The organism is Paenibacillus cymbidii, from assembly GCF_004764705.1.
GTDB classification, from domain to species: domain Bacteria; phylum Bacillota; class Bacilli; order Paenibacillales; family NBRC-103111; genus Paenibacillus_AN; species Paenibacillus_AN cymbidii.
Map to the genome: position 1 here is coordinate 401,409 of NZ_SHLX01000003.1, position 16,404 is coordinate 417,812.

Genomic DNA, 16,404 nt, shown 5'->3' on the forward strand with positions numbered 1-16,404 from the left:
CCTACTCTTCCGGCAAATGCGTTTCGCCCGTCAAATAATAGATCGCGATTTGCGTGCGGTGCTCGAGGCCGGTTTTGTTCAGGATGGATGTGATGTAGTTGGCCGTCGTTCCTTCGGAGATGAACAGCCGTTTCGAAATTTCCTTGTTCGACAGCCCTTTGGCGATATGCGCCATGATGTCCAGCTCGCGTTCGGTGAACAGGCTGCGGTCGATGAAGCCTTCGCCAGCGTTCGGCGTCGGTTGCCGGGGAGCCGTCGTTTCCGCGGCGGCGGGCGGCTGGGGGCTGCCTGCCTGCAGCAGTTTATCCAGCGCCACGTCCTGCAGCACGCGATGGCCGCCGGCTACGCTGCGGATCGCGTCGCGGATGCGTTCCGGATCGTTGTTTTTGAGCAGATAGCCTTTCGCTCCCGCCTTAATCGCGTCGACGATGAAACGCTCGTCGTCAAACGTCGTCAGGATGAGCGACTTCACTTGCGTTCGTTCGGTCAACAGCCGCGTCGCCTCCACGCCGTTCATGTTCGGCATCTGCACGTCCAGCAGCGCGACGTCGACGGGATTCGCTTCGCAATAGGCGACGGCTTCGGCGCCGTCCGCCACAGTCGCGACGACCGTAAACTCGGCGAAGCTGGTCAGGATGATTTTCATCCCTTCGCGGATGAAGGAGTTGTCGTCGGCGATCAGCACGTTGATTTTCAAAAGAGCACCGCCTCCCGTTCTGCTTCAAGAATACCCCATTTGCTTGACGGCGCGCTACTGGAGGAGCGGAAGGCCGAAGAGGGGGAACGGAGCGTGCAACAATTTTTTTGCCAAACGGGCGGCGGGCGGAAGGGATTTGTGCGGCAATTGTCGAAATAGGGGAGAGTGCAAAATGCGACTAAAGAACTAGGTGCGATGGAGAGGGGAAACGTAACGATGCGTTTGATTACTCGTTCCGATTTTGACGGACTGGTGTGCGCGATGCTGTTTAAAAAGATGGGGATGATTGACGAAATGAAATTCGTTCATCCCAAAGATATGCAGGACGGGCTGATCGAAGTGACGGAAAACGATATTCTCGCCAATGTGCCGTTCGTGCCGGGCTGCGGCCTGTGGTTCGATCACCATTCGAGCGAGCTGGAGCGCGGCGGCGCTTCCCAGCCGTTCAAAGGCGAAGTGCGGGTCGCGCCCAGCGCAGCGCGCGTCGTGTACGACTACTACGGCGGCCGCGAGAAGTTTGGCGCGGAGCTGGACGACATCATGGCCGGCGTCGACAAGGCGGACGCCGCCCGGTTCAGCAAGGAGGATATTCTCGATCCGCACGGTTGGGACCTGCTTTCGTTCATTATGGACGCTCGCACGGGGCTTGGCCGTTATCGCGACTATTCGATCAGCAACTACCAGCTGATGGAGCAACTGGTCGACCATTGCGCAACGATGACGGTGGAAGAAATTTTGCAGCTTCCGGACGTGCAGGAGCGGGTGAAGCGCTACTACGAGCTGGACGCGCAGTATCGCGACATGCTCGGCGCTTATACGCGCACGGACGGTAATGTGATCGTTACCGATCTGCGCGGCGTGGAGACGATTTACCCGGGCAACCGGTTTATGGTGTATGCGCTGTATCCGGAGCAGAACGTGTCGATCTGGATCGTCGACGGGCGCGGCAAACAAAACTGCGTGTTTGCCTGTGGCCACTCGATCGTCAATCGCACATCGAACACCGATATCGGCGCGCTGATGCTGAAGTTTGGGGGCGGCGGCCACAAGGCGGCGGGCACCTGCCAGGTGCCGTACGACGCGGCGGACGAAACGCTGCAGTCGCTGGTCGGCAGCATGAAGCAGGACGGCTAGTTGGGGCGGGGGCGTGCGCGTGCGGGGCGGCTTGTGCGGCGGGCAGGCCAGGTGCCGAATGCGAGCAGGCGGTCCGTTCAGCGGAAATAGCCAGATGCCGATCGCGGGCATGCGGCAGCCCGTTCGGCGGAAATAGCCAGTGAAAAATGGCTTATTTGCGTCTTTTCACCCGCTTCTGCGAAAATAGCCAGTGATTTCACTTGTTATTTCATCCGAATCGCCGTCAAACGGAGCTTTTTCAACGAATAGCCAGTGATTTCACTGGCTATTTTGGCGTTCCCACATCTTTTAGAGGGAATAGGCAATAAAACATGGCTTATTTGTGCTGAGGCCACCGGATAGCGCGTTTCTAACCGAAAATTTATGTTCGGTTAAGCTATTTTTCAGTGCGGTTCGTTATAATGAAGGGGCATGAAGGCAGATGGGCCCATGTCAAAAGATGGACCGGATCTACATATCATTCCGGTTTCGGCCGGATTCCCGGGTAAGCTGAGGAGACCGACAGCAAATAGAAGCAAGGATAGCGGACGGAGGAGTTTGGGATGATGAAGCGGAAAAAAGCGGTTTACTGGGCGGGAGCGGGGCTGATGGCCGCCTTCCTGCTGGCGGGCTGCGATTCGGATCAGCAGGCGGCGTCGGGGGCGGCGCAAGGGCAAGCGACGGCAAGTCCCGGCGCCAGCGCCTCGCCCGGTCCGCAAGCGGCGCAGCAGCAGCCGAAAAACAACGAGCGCAACGTGGAGATGTCGGGGCAAATGCAGATGATGCTGACGTTTTCGTCGATGCTGCAGATGGATCGTACGGACGGGCTTGCAATCACGAAGGAACAGGCGCAGAAGCTGATTCCGATCGTCCAGGACGGCATCGCCAAAAACGAGCTGTCATCGGAAAATTTGACCGCCTTGTCGTCGGCGTTGAGCGCCGCTCAGGTCAAGTATCTTGACGACAATGCCGCCAATATGCAGCAGCGCTTCAACGGCGCCGGCGGCGCGCGGCGGCCGGACGGACAAGGCGGTCAAGGGCAAGGGCAGCAGGGACAAGGCGGTCAAGGGCAAGGCCAAGGCCAAGGAGGACAAGGGCAGGGCCAAGGCCAAGGCGGTCAAGGGCAATCGGCGCCGAGCGCCGGCCCGAACGGGGGCGGCCAGGCCGGCGCAGGCGGCAACGGTGGCCAAGGCGGCGGAAGCGGGCAGTCCGGCCAAGGTGGACCGCGGGGCCAGGGCGGCCAGTTCCAGGGCGGCCAAGCCGGCCAAAGCCAAGGCCAGGACGGCCAAGGCGGCGGAAGCGGGCAGTCCGGCCAAGGTGGACCGCGGGGCCAAGGCGGCGGCCAGTTCCAGGGCGGTCAGGGCGGCGCGAACGGGGGCTTCCCCGGCAGAGGCGGCAATATCGGCGAACAACTGCTCCAATTGCTGCAAAGCAAATAGTGCGATAACAAACAACCTCCGCACCGGTCAACCGTCGGAGGTTGTTTGTTGTCGCATCGGAAAAGCGGAGCCTGCTTGCTCGTTGGCGACAAACCTCCCTCTGCCGGGGGAGAGCGGCCGATCGTCTTCATAAAGCCCGTCGGAGGTTTTCTCACGCGAGCTGGCGCTCCTGTGCTACAATAGCGATATCGTTTGCACGGGCGCGGGAGTTGACAACGTTGAAGCGTTCATTTGCCTTGCTGATTGCCTGTATGCTTGTCATCGCGTTCGTTCAACTGGCCTATTACGGAAACATTTCTAATAAGAGCAAGACCGGCGACAACCCGCAAGCGCGGCAAGGCGTCATCGATTTAACCGGTTGGGACGAAACCTCCGGTCGGGCGCTGAACCTGGACGGCCAGTGGGAGCTGTATTGGGGCCGTTTGCTCATGCCCGGCGCCATGTCCGACCTGACCGGCTACTACAAGGTGCCGAAGCGCTGGACCGGCGAATTGAACGGCCGGCAGTTGACCGGCAAAGGCGTCGCGACCTACCGGCTCGCGCTCAAGACGAAGCCGACCGACCGCGTTTTCGCCCTGCGCATCGGGTACATCCACATGTCCAGCACGATTTACATAAACGGCGTCAGGGTGGGAGGCAGCGGCCTGCCGGGACTGACGCGCGCGGCGTACGAACCGCTCAACATCCCGTACAAAGTGTATTTCCAAATGCCGAACGGCACCGCCGACATCGTCATTCAGGTGGCCAATTTTGACAATACGTTCGGCGGCATCGGGCAGCATATTTTGTTCGGCACGGCCGAAGCCGTCGATCAAGCGGCCTCGCACATGGGAGGCATGGAGCTGGCAACGGTCGTGGCGCTGCTGATGCTCGGCATTTATCATATCGGCGCTTATATGGGCAGACGCAACGAACGCGGTTTTTTGTACTTTGGCCTCTACTGCCTGTTCGCCGGACTGGCGTTGTCCACCTTCGGCAACAAGCTTTTTATGCAGATGTTTCCCGGTCTGCCGTTTGAATTGCTGTACAAGCTGCAAGGAACGATCGTGCATGTCTCCATGCTGCTGCTGCTGCTGTTTATGCAGGAAATGTGCAGCGGCCTGCTGCCTCGCCTGTTCACACGCTCGATGTTCGCCATCTACGGCGCGTTCATCGTGTTTGTACTGCTCGTGCCGTTCCGCTATTTTAACGCCTGGTCCTATTTGATCCTTCCGCTGCAGATGGTCGCTTATGCTTTCATGATCGTGACCCTGGTGCTGGCATTCCGCCGCGGCGCTTACGGCAGCTTCAACCGGCGCGGCATGTTCATGCTTATTCTGGGGATGTACTGCCTGCTCGTTACGATGATGGACAGCGGCATGTTTCTGGTCGGCTGGGTGCCGCGCGTCGATTTGACCGTCTGGAGCACGTGGGCGTATTCGGTCCTGATTTCGCTGCTGCTGGCGTTCCGCTACTCGGAGGCTTACACGAAGGTGGAAACGATATCCCGCAAGCTGATCGACGTGGACAAGCTGAAGGACGAATTTCTTGCCAATACGTCGCACGAATTTCAAACGCCGCTGAACGGCATCATCAACATGTCGCAATTTATGCTGGAAGGCGGCGCAGGCGAGGTCGGCGAGCGGCAGCGCCACCATTTGTCGATCATGCTGGCTACCTCGCGCAAGCTGTCTTCGCTCGTTCGCGATATTCTGGATATGGAAAAAATCAAGCGCGGCGAAATCGAGCTGGCGCCTGCCGAAGTGGACGTTCGCGTGACGATTTCCGTCGTGCTGGAAGTGGTGCAGTTTCTGACGGCGGGCAAAAACGTGCGCATTGTCAGCCTGGTCGATCCCGGGCTCCCGCATGCGGTTGCCGACGAAAATCGGCTGCGGCAAATCTTGTTCAATTTGATCGGCAATGCGATCAAGTTCACCGATCGCGGCACCGTCACGGTAGCCGCCGAGGAAACGGACGAAACGGTCAAATTAATCGTCGAGGACACGGGAATCGGCATCGAGCGAAGCAAGTGGGAAGCCATATTCGAGCTGTACGGGCAAGAAAACCGGCAATTCGCCCAGGAGTTCGGGGGCACCGGCATCGGGCTGTCGATTTCGCGCCGGCTGGCGCGGCTGATGGGCGGCCGGCTCGAAGTGGAATGGTCGGAGATCGGCTTCGGCACCCGCATGTCGCTTCATGTTCCGAAAGGGACAACGCGCGGTTCGTCGCAGACGGAGCTGCTGCGCGAATGGGCCGGCGGCGACCCGGGCGACGTCGACCAGCCCGATCCGCCGGAGCGGACAGCCCGGCGCGAGTCTGCCGCCGCTTCGTACGAATCGCCGCGTATCGCGCCGTCGACGCTGCTGGCCGTTGACGACGAGCCGGCGAACCTGCTGATCCTGCGGAACATATTCGAACGGGATGGCGTTCGCGTCGTCACGGCTTCGAACGGGGAAGATGCGGTCGCACTGCTGCAGAAGCGCAGCGATATCGACCTGGTACTGCTCGATGTGATGATGCCGCGGCTGTCGGGTTACGAAGCGTGCCGGCGCATTCGCCGCCAGTACTCGCTGTTCGAGTTGCCTGTGGTGATGCTGACGGTGCGCAGCTCGTCCGAGGAGCTGGCGGCCGGCTTCCAGGCCGGAGCCAACGACTTTATCGTCAAGCCGTTCGACGCGAGGGAAGTGCGCGCCCGCGTCGCGACGCTGCTCAGGCTGAAGGCGTCCGTCAAACATGCGCTGCAGGCGGAGCTGGCGTTTTTGCAGTCGCAAATCAAACCGCATTTTTTGTACAACGCGCTGAACGCGATTTTATCGTTCTGTCTGGTCGACGGCGCCCGGGCGGCCGAGCTGATTACCCACCTCAGCAGCTTTCTGCGCCGCAGCTTCGACGTGTTTCAGACACAAGCGAACGTCAGCCTGACTGCCGAGCTGGAGCTGGTGAAAGCTTATGCGGCGATCGAGCAGGCGCGGTTCGAGGAAAGACTGACGATCGTCTACGACATCGACGAGTCGCTCCTGCACGCCAATTTGCCGCCGGTCACTATTCAGCCGCTCGTCGAAAATGCGATCCGGCACGGCATCATGCAGCGGGAAGAAGGCGGCACCGTCACATTGACGATCCGCCGGGCCGGCGCGGACATGCTGGTGCAGGTGGAGGACAACGGCGTCGGCATGCCGGAGTACAAGCGCCGCTCGCTGCTTCGCGAGGAAGCGCTGCAAGAAGCGCTGCAGGAAGGCAGGCGAAGAAGCATCGGCCTGGCCAACATCCACCGCAGGCTGCGCCATTTGTACGGCGACGGGCTTCGCATCGAAAGCGTCGAACGGAGCGGCACTACCGTATCGTTCCTCATTTCGGAACTTAAAGCGAAATCAAGCGAAGGAGTGACGAAACAACGATGACCCGTGTCATGCTGGTTGACGATGAGAAGCCGGCGCTGCGCGTGCTGGCGGGGCTGATTGCCGCGCATACCGATTTTCAGGTGGCCGGCATGTTCACTAAGCCGACGGAAGCGCTGCAAGCGGCCGGCGAGCTGAAGCCGGACGTCGTATTTCTCGATATCGAAATGCCCGGCATGAGCGGGATGGAGCTGGCCAATCATCTGAAGGATCGCCACCCCGAAACGGAGATCGTGTTCGTCACCGCCTTCAGCAGCTATGCGGTGCAGGCGTTTCGCGTCAATGCGATCGATTATTTGCTGAAGCCGATCACCCCGGAGGAACTGGCGCGCTGCGCGGACAAGCTGCGCCGCCGGGCGCCGGGCGCAATCGCCGCCGCGCCGCGCGAGCCTTCCCGGCTTTTGTGCCTGGGCGGAATGGAGCTGTTCGGCGCAGGCAGCGCCGTGTCGTTGCGGTTTCCGACTTCCAAGTCGGAGGAGCTGCTCGCTTTCCTGAGCATGAACCGCGACTCTTATATTCCGAAGTGGACGATCAGCGACCGGTTGTGGCCGGATACCGATCCCGACAAAGCGGAGCAAAATTTGCACACGACCGTATACCGGCTCAAAAAAACGCTGGTCGAACACAATGTCGACATTCAGATGGAGTCGCAGCGCGGCAGCTATCGGATCACGGGCGGGTTTCTCAGCGATTACGGCGAGTTTAACCGCTGTTTGGCGGAAACCGGCGAAGGCGGCGGAGGGGGTGAGCCGGAAGCGGATGCGTGCATCCGGGCGATTGCACTGTATCGCGGGGCATTATTCGGCGACAAGGACTACAACTGGTGCATCGCCGAGCGGGAACGGCTGGAGCGCCATTTCACCGCCATCTGCAAGAAGGCGGCCCGCGTTTATGCGGCTGGCGGTCGTCACCGGCTGGCGGCGGATACGCTTCATGCTCTGCTGGACCAGGTGCCGTACGACGAAGAAGGGCATGAACTGCTGCTGCAAGCGTACGCGGAACTACAGGATAGGGTGTCGTTCCTGAAGCATTACGAACAGATGAAAACGATGCTGAGAGAGGAGCTCGATTTGCAGCCGAATGCGGTCATGACGCGGCTTTACGAACGGATGACCGGGGCGTGACGATCCAAGTCGCACCGGCGTTGTCAATAATTACCGCCGGCCAAAGGCTTGAAACGGATTTCCTTCCTATGGTAGCCTGAGGAATGAAGAAATGCTGAAATGAAAATAATGCCGAATCCGGCAGCGCAAAGCTGCCGGTACGGGGGAACCGAAACGCCCTGGTGCAACAGGGCGTTTCGGGAAACGGTCCCGCTCCTTGCAGGGGGCGGACCGTTTCCGATTTATGGGGTGAATGGCCGGTGCTTTAACCGGCTTAGGGAGCAACCTCTTCCCGAACCCGACAACTAACCTCGGAGGCAAATAGGAGGAAAAGGATCTGCGTCTTGTTGTCCGTTTGTTTTGTGCTGCTTTCTTGTTGTTGTCGCTAGGGTTCATGCTGCATCAGAAAAACGCGGCGGCCGCCGCATCGAACGTGTTGGTGCAAGTCAACGACGAACTTGTTTCGTTTCCGGACGCCCAGCCGTTCATCGATTCGGACGGTATTTCGCAAGTGCCGGTCCGGATCGTATCGGAAAAATTGGGCTACAAGGTCGAGGCGGCCGTCGAAGGCCCACAAGTTACTGTAACCATCGCCAAAGCAAATGAAACGGTAACGCTGCTGGCCACGCGCGACGGCAGCGCCGCGCAGCAGCCGGTCAAGGATGCGGTTGTTGCGGCGTCGGCCAAAGCCGCCGCTCCGTTGCCGCAAGCCAAGTTCGTCGACGGCCGCGTCTTTGTGCCGATCCGCTTCGTATCGGAAACGTTCGGCTTGAATGTGCAATGGGACGGGGACAATCGGATCGCGATCATCGATGCCGACGGCAAGTACCACGCCCCGGCCTGGTACGCGCCGAAAACGCCGCCGCTTTCCCAGCTCATCGTGCAGGAAGCGAAACAATTTCTCGGCGTTCGTTATGTATGGGGCGGCGAGTCGCCAACCGGCTTCGACTGCTCCGGTCTGGTAGGCTACGTGTTCGGCGAAAGCGGCATCGATTTGCCGCGTACGTCGGTCGGCATGTACGATACGGCCGGCAAACGCGTCACCGATTTGCAGGCGGGAGACCTTGTCTTTTTCGCAAAAGGAATCGTCAACCACGTCGGCATCTATATCGGCGACAACCAGTTCATTTCGGCGACCACTTCGGGCGGCGTCCGGGTGGACAGCCTGGCCAGCAGTTATTGGGGGCCGCGCTACGTTGGAGCCAAACGCGTGCTGTAACGCGCGCGTTAACGAAATCGAATCAGCCAGCGACAAGAAGCCGCGTTTGGAGCGGCCCGTCGCTGGCTGATTCATTTTTCGCCGCTGCCCGGCTTCGGCTTGGCAATGCCGGCAATGATCGGCACCGCCTGGCGCCTCGATCTTCTGCCGCTCTTCGCGCCGCCGAACTTGCCGCGATGCAGCCAAAGCGCATATTCGAGCGGCCGCGAGATGGCGGTGCGGTACGTTTCCGACTCGCCGATCCGCCGAAACACCTCGCGCGCGGGTTTCGGGTTCACTTCCAGCAGCCACACCCCGCCTTGCGGATCGATGGCGATATCGAGCGCAAGCTCGCACAACTGGCCGTAATGCTGTTCGAGCCGGCGGGCGACATTATGGCTCAGTTTGCCGAGCGTCGATTCGATATCGGCAATTTTCGTTTCCGAGCCGAAGCGCTGCCGCATCAGTCTGCGCATCGGCACCGCAGCCCCCCCGCCATGAAGGTTGGAGGTAATGCTGCCCGCCGGTCCGACCCGGCCTGCGCAGCCGGTCACTTGCCATTCGCCCTTGCCGTTCTTCTGGATCAGCAGCCGGTAATCGTGCACGCGGCCGTCTTTGAGCGCGATCGAGATGCCCTGCTGAATCAAGTAGCGGTCTTTCATCTCCCAGCTGCGCAGCCGCGCGGCGATCTGTTCCTGCTTCAGCTTATGCGGTCCGACGATCCGGCGGCTGCGGTCGCGTCCCTGCAGCACGAAGAGGCCGTCCTCCAAACGCCGGATGCGGATAATGCCGCGTCCGCCCGTGCCGTCCTCCGGCTTCAAATAAACGAGCGGGAACTCTTTCAAGTAGCGGAGCAAGTCCGCTTCGCTGCGGTATTTTTCCGTACGCGGCAAATGCGGCTTCACCGCATCGTCGCCGGCCAGCGTCTGATACACCCCCCACTTGTGGGCGATCGGCCGGTTCAAATAGGTCAACTGCGGGTACTTGGCGCGAAATTGCCGCAGCTGCGCAAAGCGCGGCGTCCGCTGGAAGCGGCAGCGGTCGTAGACAAGCGCCGGAAACGGCATGTGCCGGCGAATCCAGCGGTTCTCCTTGCCGTCATAAAGATGCGCGCGTATGTGCCGGCCGTCCTGGCTCACGTCTTCCGGCGTAAACACCATCACATCCAGCCCGAGCCGGTTGCCTTGCTCGCTCAAGCGGCGAAAATAATCTTTTTCCTCCAGCAAATTCCCATTCAAATAAAGCGCCATCACGCCGAGCAATGGATGGGGCATGCGCTTCACCTGCTTCGCGTTTTCGTTCGGGCAAGGTATTGGCTGAACTGGATGATGCGCTCCAGCGAGCGCTTGCGGATATCGGGTTCGTCAAATTTCATCGGACGGGAATTCGCTTCGAAAAACCAGATGCGCCGCGCGTTGTCAATGCCAAGGTCCATCGACATTTCGCCGAGCGTTTGCCCCGATGCCCGCTCGATTTGGCGAGCGATCATATGGGCGGCCTGATGCACGCGCTGCAGCGTCAGCTTCGCCGCTTCCTGTCCGTAAGCGAGCGACAGCAGCTTCTCGGGCTCGTCGATGCTGCCCCCGCGCGGCACGTGCGTCGTAATGCTGGAGCGTCCGGCGACCCGCGCCCCGATGCCGCTGATCGTCCATTCGCCATATTGGTTTTTTTGCACCAGCACGCGCAGATCGAACGGCCGTTTGTTGTAGCTGGTCAGCGCAATCGCCTGCTGCATCAAATAGTCTTCGCCGTCGATCTGCTGTTTGAACGTGCTCCACAACCGGGCGATCGTCCCGTGATGGGAATGATGGCTTTTGCGCGCATTCTGGATCGACAGCCGGTACGGCAGCCGCTGGCCGGGCAGCGCCTGCACCTTCATGATCCCTTTTCCCGCTTTCCCGCGCACGGGCTTCAAATAAATGTCGTGATGCAGTGCGAGGAACGATTCCAGATCGTCCGGGGACGTTAGCCGCTTGGTGGCGGGAATGAATTTTTTGGTCGCTTTCGACTTGTTAAGCCATTCGAACAGCGTCCATTTGTTGAAGAACGCCGGATTGAACACCCGCACGCTATCCTGCTTCAGGCAGAAGCGAATTTTTCGCTGCACCTCCGGCAGCATTTCGTCCTTGCGCGTCGGGATGCGATTGTACATGACGTGGGGCAACGGCAGTAGCTGCCGCGTCCACGATTTCGTTTCGGCGTTGTATACGTACCCGTTCCATTTGTGTGCTCGCCGCTTGATATCTTTCGCCGTCAGCACGTAGACGAACGCGCCCAGTTCCCGCCCTTTTTTGATCAGATCGATGAAATTGAAGTGGTTGCCGCGGAATGGGCGATGCTCGTCGTGCATCGTCAGGATGGCGAGGTTCGTGCGTTCGTCGTCGTCGTGGAGCGATTGGTTCATCCTAACTGTCCCTCCTTGCGCGGAACCGGCTGACGTATAAGATGTGGTCGAGCAAATGGGTAAAGGTAGCCTTGCCCTGCGCCTTCAGCGACGGGTGCTTGAAGATCGAGCGGCCCGGCTTCGCGTTCGCTTCGAACATCCAGACGCGCTCGTTCTGGTCGATCCCGAGATCGAAGCCGAGCTCGACGAGCGAATGGGGATAGTTTTTTTCGATCGCTTCCGCAAGTTTCACGGACACGTCTTTGGCGTTTTGCAGCAATTGGTCGGCTTTGCCGCCGAAGGCGCGCCCGAGCACGTATTCCGGCGTCATCAACTGACCTCCCGTCCGCACATGCGTCGTGACGGAGCCGCGCCCCGCCTTTTTGGCGCCAATGCCGACCGGCACCCACTGGTTGTTGCCGTTCTTCATCATATGGAACCGGAAATCGATCGGACAATTGTCGATTTCAATCAGCCGGATCCCCTGCTGCACGACGTAATTGACCAGCCTTACATTATGGCGCTGCAGCAGGGAAACGAGCCCCTCGAAGCGGGGGAAACGAAGCAGCATATTCGTTCCGCCTCGGTGGAAGCGGGCAAAATAGCCGCGTCCGGGGTTGTACGTCAGCCGGTAAATGCCGATGCCGAGGCTGCCGGCGGTTGGCTTCAAGTAGACGAACCGGTGCTTTTCCAGCATGCGCTGGATGTCTTCCGTCTTCGGACTGTTGATCGAGTCGGGAACGTGCCGATTGATTTCTTCGCCTTGTAGAAGCCGGTACACATCCCACTTGTCAAAAAAGCTCCAGTTGAAAAACGGAATTTTGCGACGGACGAAGCGGTTTTTGAACTGGTCCATCGACATCGATTTTTCCGCCGTGCGGCTCGTCAGCCGGTTGTAGACGACATCGGGCAGCGGCGTCGTTTTGCGAACCCAGCGCCCGCCTTCCCCCGGAACATAACCGACCACCACTTCTTCCTCCCAGTCCACCTGACCGGGCGAAAAGCCGATGTAAAACGCTTTGCCGTGGCAGGTGTGCATAAATTCGCGGACAAAGCCGCTGCGGGAGCCGAACGGATTGGCCGAACCCGGAAGCGTATTGGTCAAAATGCCGATCAGCGGGCCGATTTGCAGCTCGCGGTTGCCGACGTTGCGAATCATGCATTTGCCTCTCCAGGGCAAACGAAGCGAAGCGGCGACGGGAGCGCTCATCGTACAGATCAAGCCGGCGCGGTTAACGAGCTTCAGCGGCACGTTTACGGATTTCGAGCCGATCCGGAGCAGAATCGTTCTTCCGCCGGACAGCTGCAGCGCCTTGCTGAGCGCGCGCGTCATCGTCACCGCGCGACCTTCCTGCTGCGAAACCGCAACCGTGCATATGGTCGAACTCATGAGGTAACCTCCTGAACGTTTTGCGCCCGCGAACCGGGCACGATTGGCAAGTGCAAAACTGGCTTCGGTAGCTTGAGACGGAGCAAATGATTCGCATACCGCATCGGGTTCGTTGTTGCGGCGGCGTAGGCGGCTTCGTCGCCCAGCATTCGCAGCACGGTGCGGCCCGGCTTCGGATTCGCCTCCACGATCCAGAGGCGGCCCGATTCCTCGACGCCGAAGTCGAGGCCGAGCTCGGCGAGCCGGCCGCAGCTCGCTTCCAGCGCCGGCGGAATGCGCTGCGCCAGCCCGCGCAGCCGCCTGACGATGCGTTCGGCCCGGTCGTCGCCGAAAGCCCCGCGCAGAAATTCTCGCAGCGGAGCGGCCGTTCCGCCGCCGTGCACATTGGCGGTTACGCTGCCCGCCGCGCCGATGCGCACGGCTTCTCCGACGAGCCGCCAGCGGCCGCCGCCGTCCTTCTGCACGAGCGCGCGGACGTCGAAGGCGCCGATGCCGGGCAGCGCGAGCGGCAAATACGGCTGCAGCACGTAGCGCCGTCCGGCGGTGAAGCGCCGGAGCCAGCGCCACAGCGCGGGAAAGTCGTGAAAGATGAGGCGGAACGGGCGGTTGCCCGCATCGCGGCCTTCGGCGCGCCAGGAGCCGCCGGAGGCCGCGACGCGCAGCGCGCCGCAGCCTTGCATGCCCGCATCGGGCTTGAGGAACGCGCTTCCGCGTTCCTCAAGCAGGCGCAGCAGCGGTCGGGCGCTTTCCAGCGGGGCGGCTGGCGGCACGTACGGCGCCAGCGCAGGGTCGGCGGCGAGCGCGCGGCGCATCGCGAGCTTGCCGCCGACGCCGCGGCTGAGCGGAACGGCGCCGCGCTCCGACAAGAGCGCGAGCGCCTCCCGCTGGCGCCGGCGTTCTTCGCCGCTCCGGCAGAAGGAGCGGTCGTAGATGACGCGCGGCGGCGGGAAATCGCCTTGCCGCCACGCTCCCGGCTTGCCGGGCGCGGCGGCGAAGCCGCGGACCGAACGGCCGTCCGGCGCGACGCCTGCCGGAGCGAAGAAGTACACGAGCAGGCCCAGTTCGCCGCCGCAGGCCGCAAGCGTTGCGAACCACGCTTGCTTGGGGCCTTGCGCCAAGTCGCGGTCGCAGGTCATGATGCCGACGGAGCGGGTTCCGTAATCGTCGAGCGGCAATAGGCTCACCTCAAAATTTCGCCAAATAGTGCGCGTACTTCACGATCATTCGGACGGATGGACGAAGTTTGTTGTCCTCGGTAGGCGTGTTGTGATCTTTGGACGGCTTCGAATTGACCTCCAGCAGCCATACTTTCCCGCTTTCGTCGACGGCAAGGTCGATGCCGAGCTCGGCGAAGTGGCCCTGGATTTGCGCTTCGACGCCGGCCGCGATCGTCAGCGCGGCCTTGCGCAGGCGCGGCACGACGGAAGCGCGCTGCTGCGAGCTTACGTTGGAGCGGGAAACGGCTTCGGCGGCGGTGCAAATCGTGCCGCCGCGCGCCAGATTGGAGACGAACGTGTTGCTGCCGGCAATGCGCGCCATCATCGACGTAATCGTCCATTCGCCTTCGCCGCTTTTTTGCACGAGCGCGCGAAAGTCGACCGGCCTGCCGTTTACTTCGATGAGCCTCAGGCCCTGCTGGATCTGATAGCGGGCCGAGCGCATCTTGCCGGCAATGCTGGCGAACAAGGCGGACAGGCTGTCAAAGGAGGAGCGGCGCACGCCGTTCAGGTGGGTAGCGTGACAGACGTACGATGCGCCCGACTGCCGGGAAATACGGATGATGCCTTTGCCGAGACTGCCGGTGATCGGCTTCAGGAACACGATGCCATGCCGGGCGCACATCGATTTGAGCATGGCGTAATTTTTGAACAGATGCGATTCCGGCAAATAGCCGCGCAGCGCCGCGTCCTGTTCGAGCGCCGCGAACACTTCCGTTTTGTTCAAATACTTCTCGTTGAACAACACCGAGCCGTAGCGCGATTTGGCTTCCTGAAAAAATCGCTGCACGCCGGACTTGTTCTCCAGCTTCCTTGTCGTCAACCGGTTGTAGATGATGTCGCCGACGGGCATTTTGCGCTTCACCCAGCGTCCGGCGTAGCACCAGCCTTCTACCGATTGGGCCGGAGAAACCATTTGGCCCGGCGAAAAAAAGTAAACAAACGCTCCCAGCTTGCTGCAAGCGTCGGTCAATTCCCGGCAAAACGGGGTCATAGTTCCGAACGGGCGATCCGGTGCGGCGTTGATCCGGCTGACCAGCACGGAAATGACCGGCCCGAGCCGAAGCAATCGCGAGCTCGGCCGGTAAACGGCGGCGAGCGTGATGCCGTGATGAATGCCGAGCCGCTCGGCCAGTGACTGCTGGAGACGCAACGCATTCAGATTGGCGACGGGAACGACTTTTACTTCGAAGCGAAAGGAACCGAACTGCAGCGCTATGGGTTGATTGGCGGGAATTTTCCAACGTTTGAGGAGCGATTCACCGAGCATGATCACATGATCGTCCCAATGCATGCTGCCGTGGTGAACATGAATCGGCACTTTAACTGTTGCCATCCGCAATCTCCTTTCCGTGCAGCGGCTGAACAGTTCATCATATGAGGACATATATCCCTTGGTGCTTGACAGATGCCCAACTTGCAGGCGTTCCCGGTGTCCGGATCGGGTCTTCGGCGGATATCTTGGCCCGGCGGTTGCGAGGGCGAAGGACGCGCCCGGCAAGCCGAAATTCGTCATACGCTCCTGCCGGCGCGAATAAACTTGTCTTAACCGACCGAGTCGGGGGAAGGAGAGATGACGATGAATGTATTGAAAAATGCCGCTATGCTCGGCTTGTCTTTGGGGATGCTTGCTTACGCGGTGCCGCGGCTTCATGCGGGCGAGGGGCTTACCGCAGGGTCCGTTTTTGCCGTTGTTTGGATTTGTTTGGCGCTGGTGATCGTTTCGGCGCATCTGCATACGGCGCTGGGCGTCGGCGAGCGGACGAAGGAGCGGCTGCGGCAGGTGAAGCGGATGCGGAGCTGGCAGCGGGAGCGCGACTGGCAGCGGCGCACGCGGGCGTATGGCACGCGCAAGTAGGGGGGAGAGGTTGTCGGCAGGTTAAGCGATTGCCGCTCAACATGCTGGTTGACCGACACTCCGGGGCGGCGGCTCAATCGGCAACGTTCCATGTTATTTCGAGCTACCATTTGCGTCACTGCTACATCGAACCTCATTAAGAAATAGGCCAAAAGAAGGTTACTGCTTAGGTCTCCCTCTTTAAGGGGAGATTTTTTTTGCAGCCTGTAAAGTTTGTGACCTTAATTGTGGACGTTCGATCTTCTCACGAGCTGGTTTCCATGGCTAGATGCTCGACGGAACTCACCGCTCTTATTTAGGAGATTGCGACCTTATTTTTGAGGGACGGAACACAGCGCTCTTATTTTCGCATGTTTCGTCTCATGGGATGTTTTTTCATCCGATAGCGGCTGTCAGTTCCGTTAACTTCGATAAAAGTGGCTCCAGGAGACAAATAAGGGCTGTAGATTCCGTCCCTCGTATTTAAGGGTATTTCTCACGAATGCTCAGCCATTCGCAGGATTTCATCGATTTTAATGTCAGATACAGCGGTGGAATGGTAGGACGCTGGGCCGTCGGTGGCGCGTTCGGGCATGCGGGAACAGAAGGTACGCCATTGCGTACTTCGCCTGAATGCTCAACGGCACGCT

12 protein-coding genes and 1 riboswitch are annotated in these 16,404 nt (G+C 60.3%); of the genes, 6 read left to right on the plus strand and 6 right to left on the minus strand.

Annotated elements, in window-relative coordinates; all coding sequences use genetic code 11:
* Position 1: 1 nt before the first annotated feature.
* Entirely contained in the window at positions 2 to 697 is a 696-nt protein-coding gene (locus tag EXY20_RS07030) for a response regulator transcription factor (RefSeq protein ID WP_135549076.1), read from the minus strand.
* A 216-nt stretch (positions 698 to 913) separates the two neighbouring features.
* On the opposite strand from EXY20_RS07030, the gene EXY20_RS07035 reads away from it, so the two are divergent.
* The 5 genes from EXY20_RS07035 (at position 914) to EXY20_RS07055 (ending at position 8,948) form a co-directional block, all read left to right on the plus strand.
* Positions 914 to 1,831, plus strand: a complete 918-nt coding sequence (locus EXY20_RS07035) for a DHH family phosphoesterase (protein ID WP_135549078.1) — start codon at positions 914 to 916, stop codon at positions 1,829 to 1,831.
* 545 nt (positions 1,832 to 2,376) lie between these two features.
* The gene (locus tag EXY20_RS07040) at positions 2,377 to 3,249 is read left to right on the plus strand and encodes a hypothetical protein (protein ID WP_167859007.1); all 873 of its coding nucleotides are present in this window, start codon (positions 2,377 to 2,379) and stop codon (positions 3,247 to 3,249) included.
* Between the two features lie 218 nt (positions 3,250 to 3,467).
* Complete coding sequence (locus tag EXY20_RS07045; protein ID WP_135549082.1) at positions 3,468 to 6,629, plus strand: hybrid sensor histidine kinase/response regulator; 3,162 nt, start codon at positions 3,468 to 3,470, stop codon at positions 6,627 to 6,629.
* A complete protein-coding gene (locus EXY20_RS07050) occupies positions 6,626 to 7,750 on the plus strand; it encodes a response regulator (RefSeq protein WP_135549084.1) in 1,125 nt (374 codons plus the stop codon). The genes EXY20_RS07045 and EXY20_RS07050 overlap by 4 nt, the downstream gene beginning before the upstream one ends.
* Positions 7,751 to 7,849: 99 nt before the next feature.
* Positions 7,850 to 8,064: riboswitch (cyclic di-AMP (ydaO/yuaA leader) on the plus strand.
* A gap of 59 nt (positions 8,065 to 8,123) precedes the next feature.
* Positions 8,124 to 8,948, plus strand: a complete 825-nt coding sequence (locus EXY20_RS07055) for a C40 family peptidase (protein ID WP_135549086.1) — start codon at positions 8,124 to 8,126, stop codon at positions 8,946 to 8,948.
* A 71-nt stretch (positions 8,949 to 9,019) separates the two neighbouring features.
* Here the strand turns inward: EXY20_RS07055 and EXY20_RS07060 are convergent, their stop codons facing one another.
* The 5 genes from EXY20_RS07060 to EXY20_RS07080 are packed head-to-tail and all read right to left on the minus strand — an operon-like array spanning position 9,020 to position 15,253.
* The gene (locus EXY20_RS07060; protein ID WP_135549088.1) at positions 9,020 to 10,201 is read right to left on the minus strand and encodes a YheC/YheD family endospore coat-associated protein; all 1,182 of its coding nucleotides are present in this window, start codon (positions 10,199 to 10,201) and stop codon (positions 9,020 to 9,022) included.
* A 5-nt stretch (positions 10,202 to 10,206) separates the two neighbouring features.
* Positions 10,207 to 11,331: a YheC/YheD family endospore coat-associated protein gene (locus tag EXY20_RS07065; RefSeq protein ID WP_135549090.1), complete on the minus strand. Its 1,125-nt coding sequence runs from the start codon at positions 11,329 to 11,331 to the stop codon at positions 10,207 to 10,209.
* A gap of 1 nt (position 11,332) precedes the next feature.
* Positions 11,333 to 12,700 carry a YheC/YheD family endospore coat-associated protein gene (locus tag EXY20_RS07070; RefSeq protein WP_135549092.1) on the minus strand — a complete coding sequence of 456 codons (1,368 nt, stop codon included), beginning with the start codon at positions 12,698 to 12,700 and terminating at the stop codon, positions 11,333 to 11,335.
* The gene (locus EXY20_RS07075; protein WP_135549094.1) at positions 12,697 to 13,884 is read right to left on the minus strand and encodes a YheC/YheD family endospore coat-associated protein; all 1,188 of its coding nucleotides are present in this window, start codon (positions 13,882 to 13,884) and stop codon (positions 12,697 to 12,699) included. The genes EXY20_RS07070 and EXY20_RS07075 overlap by 4 nt, the downstream gene beginning before the upstream one ends.
* Before the next feature lies 1 nt (position 13,885).
* Positions 13,886 to 15,253, minus strand: a complete 1,368-nt coding sequence (locus EXY20_RS07080) for a YheC/YheD family endospore coat-associated protein (protein ID WP_135549096.1) — start codon at positions 15,251 to 15,253, stop codon at positions 13,886 to 13,888.
* Positions 15,254 to 15,496: 243 nt separating this feature from the next.
* Between EXY20_RS07080 and EXY20_RS07085 the strand changes: the two genes are divergently transcribed.
* Positions 15,497 to 15,775 carry a hypothetical protein gene (locus EXY20_RS07085; RefSeq protein ID WP_135549098.1) on the plus strand — a complete coding sequence of 93 codons (279 nt, stop codon included), beginning with the start codon at positions 15,497 to 15,499 and terminating at the stop codon, positions 15,773 to 15,775.
* The last annotated feature ends 629 nt before the right edge of the window (positions 15,776 to 16,404 follow it).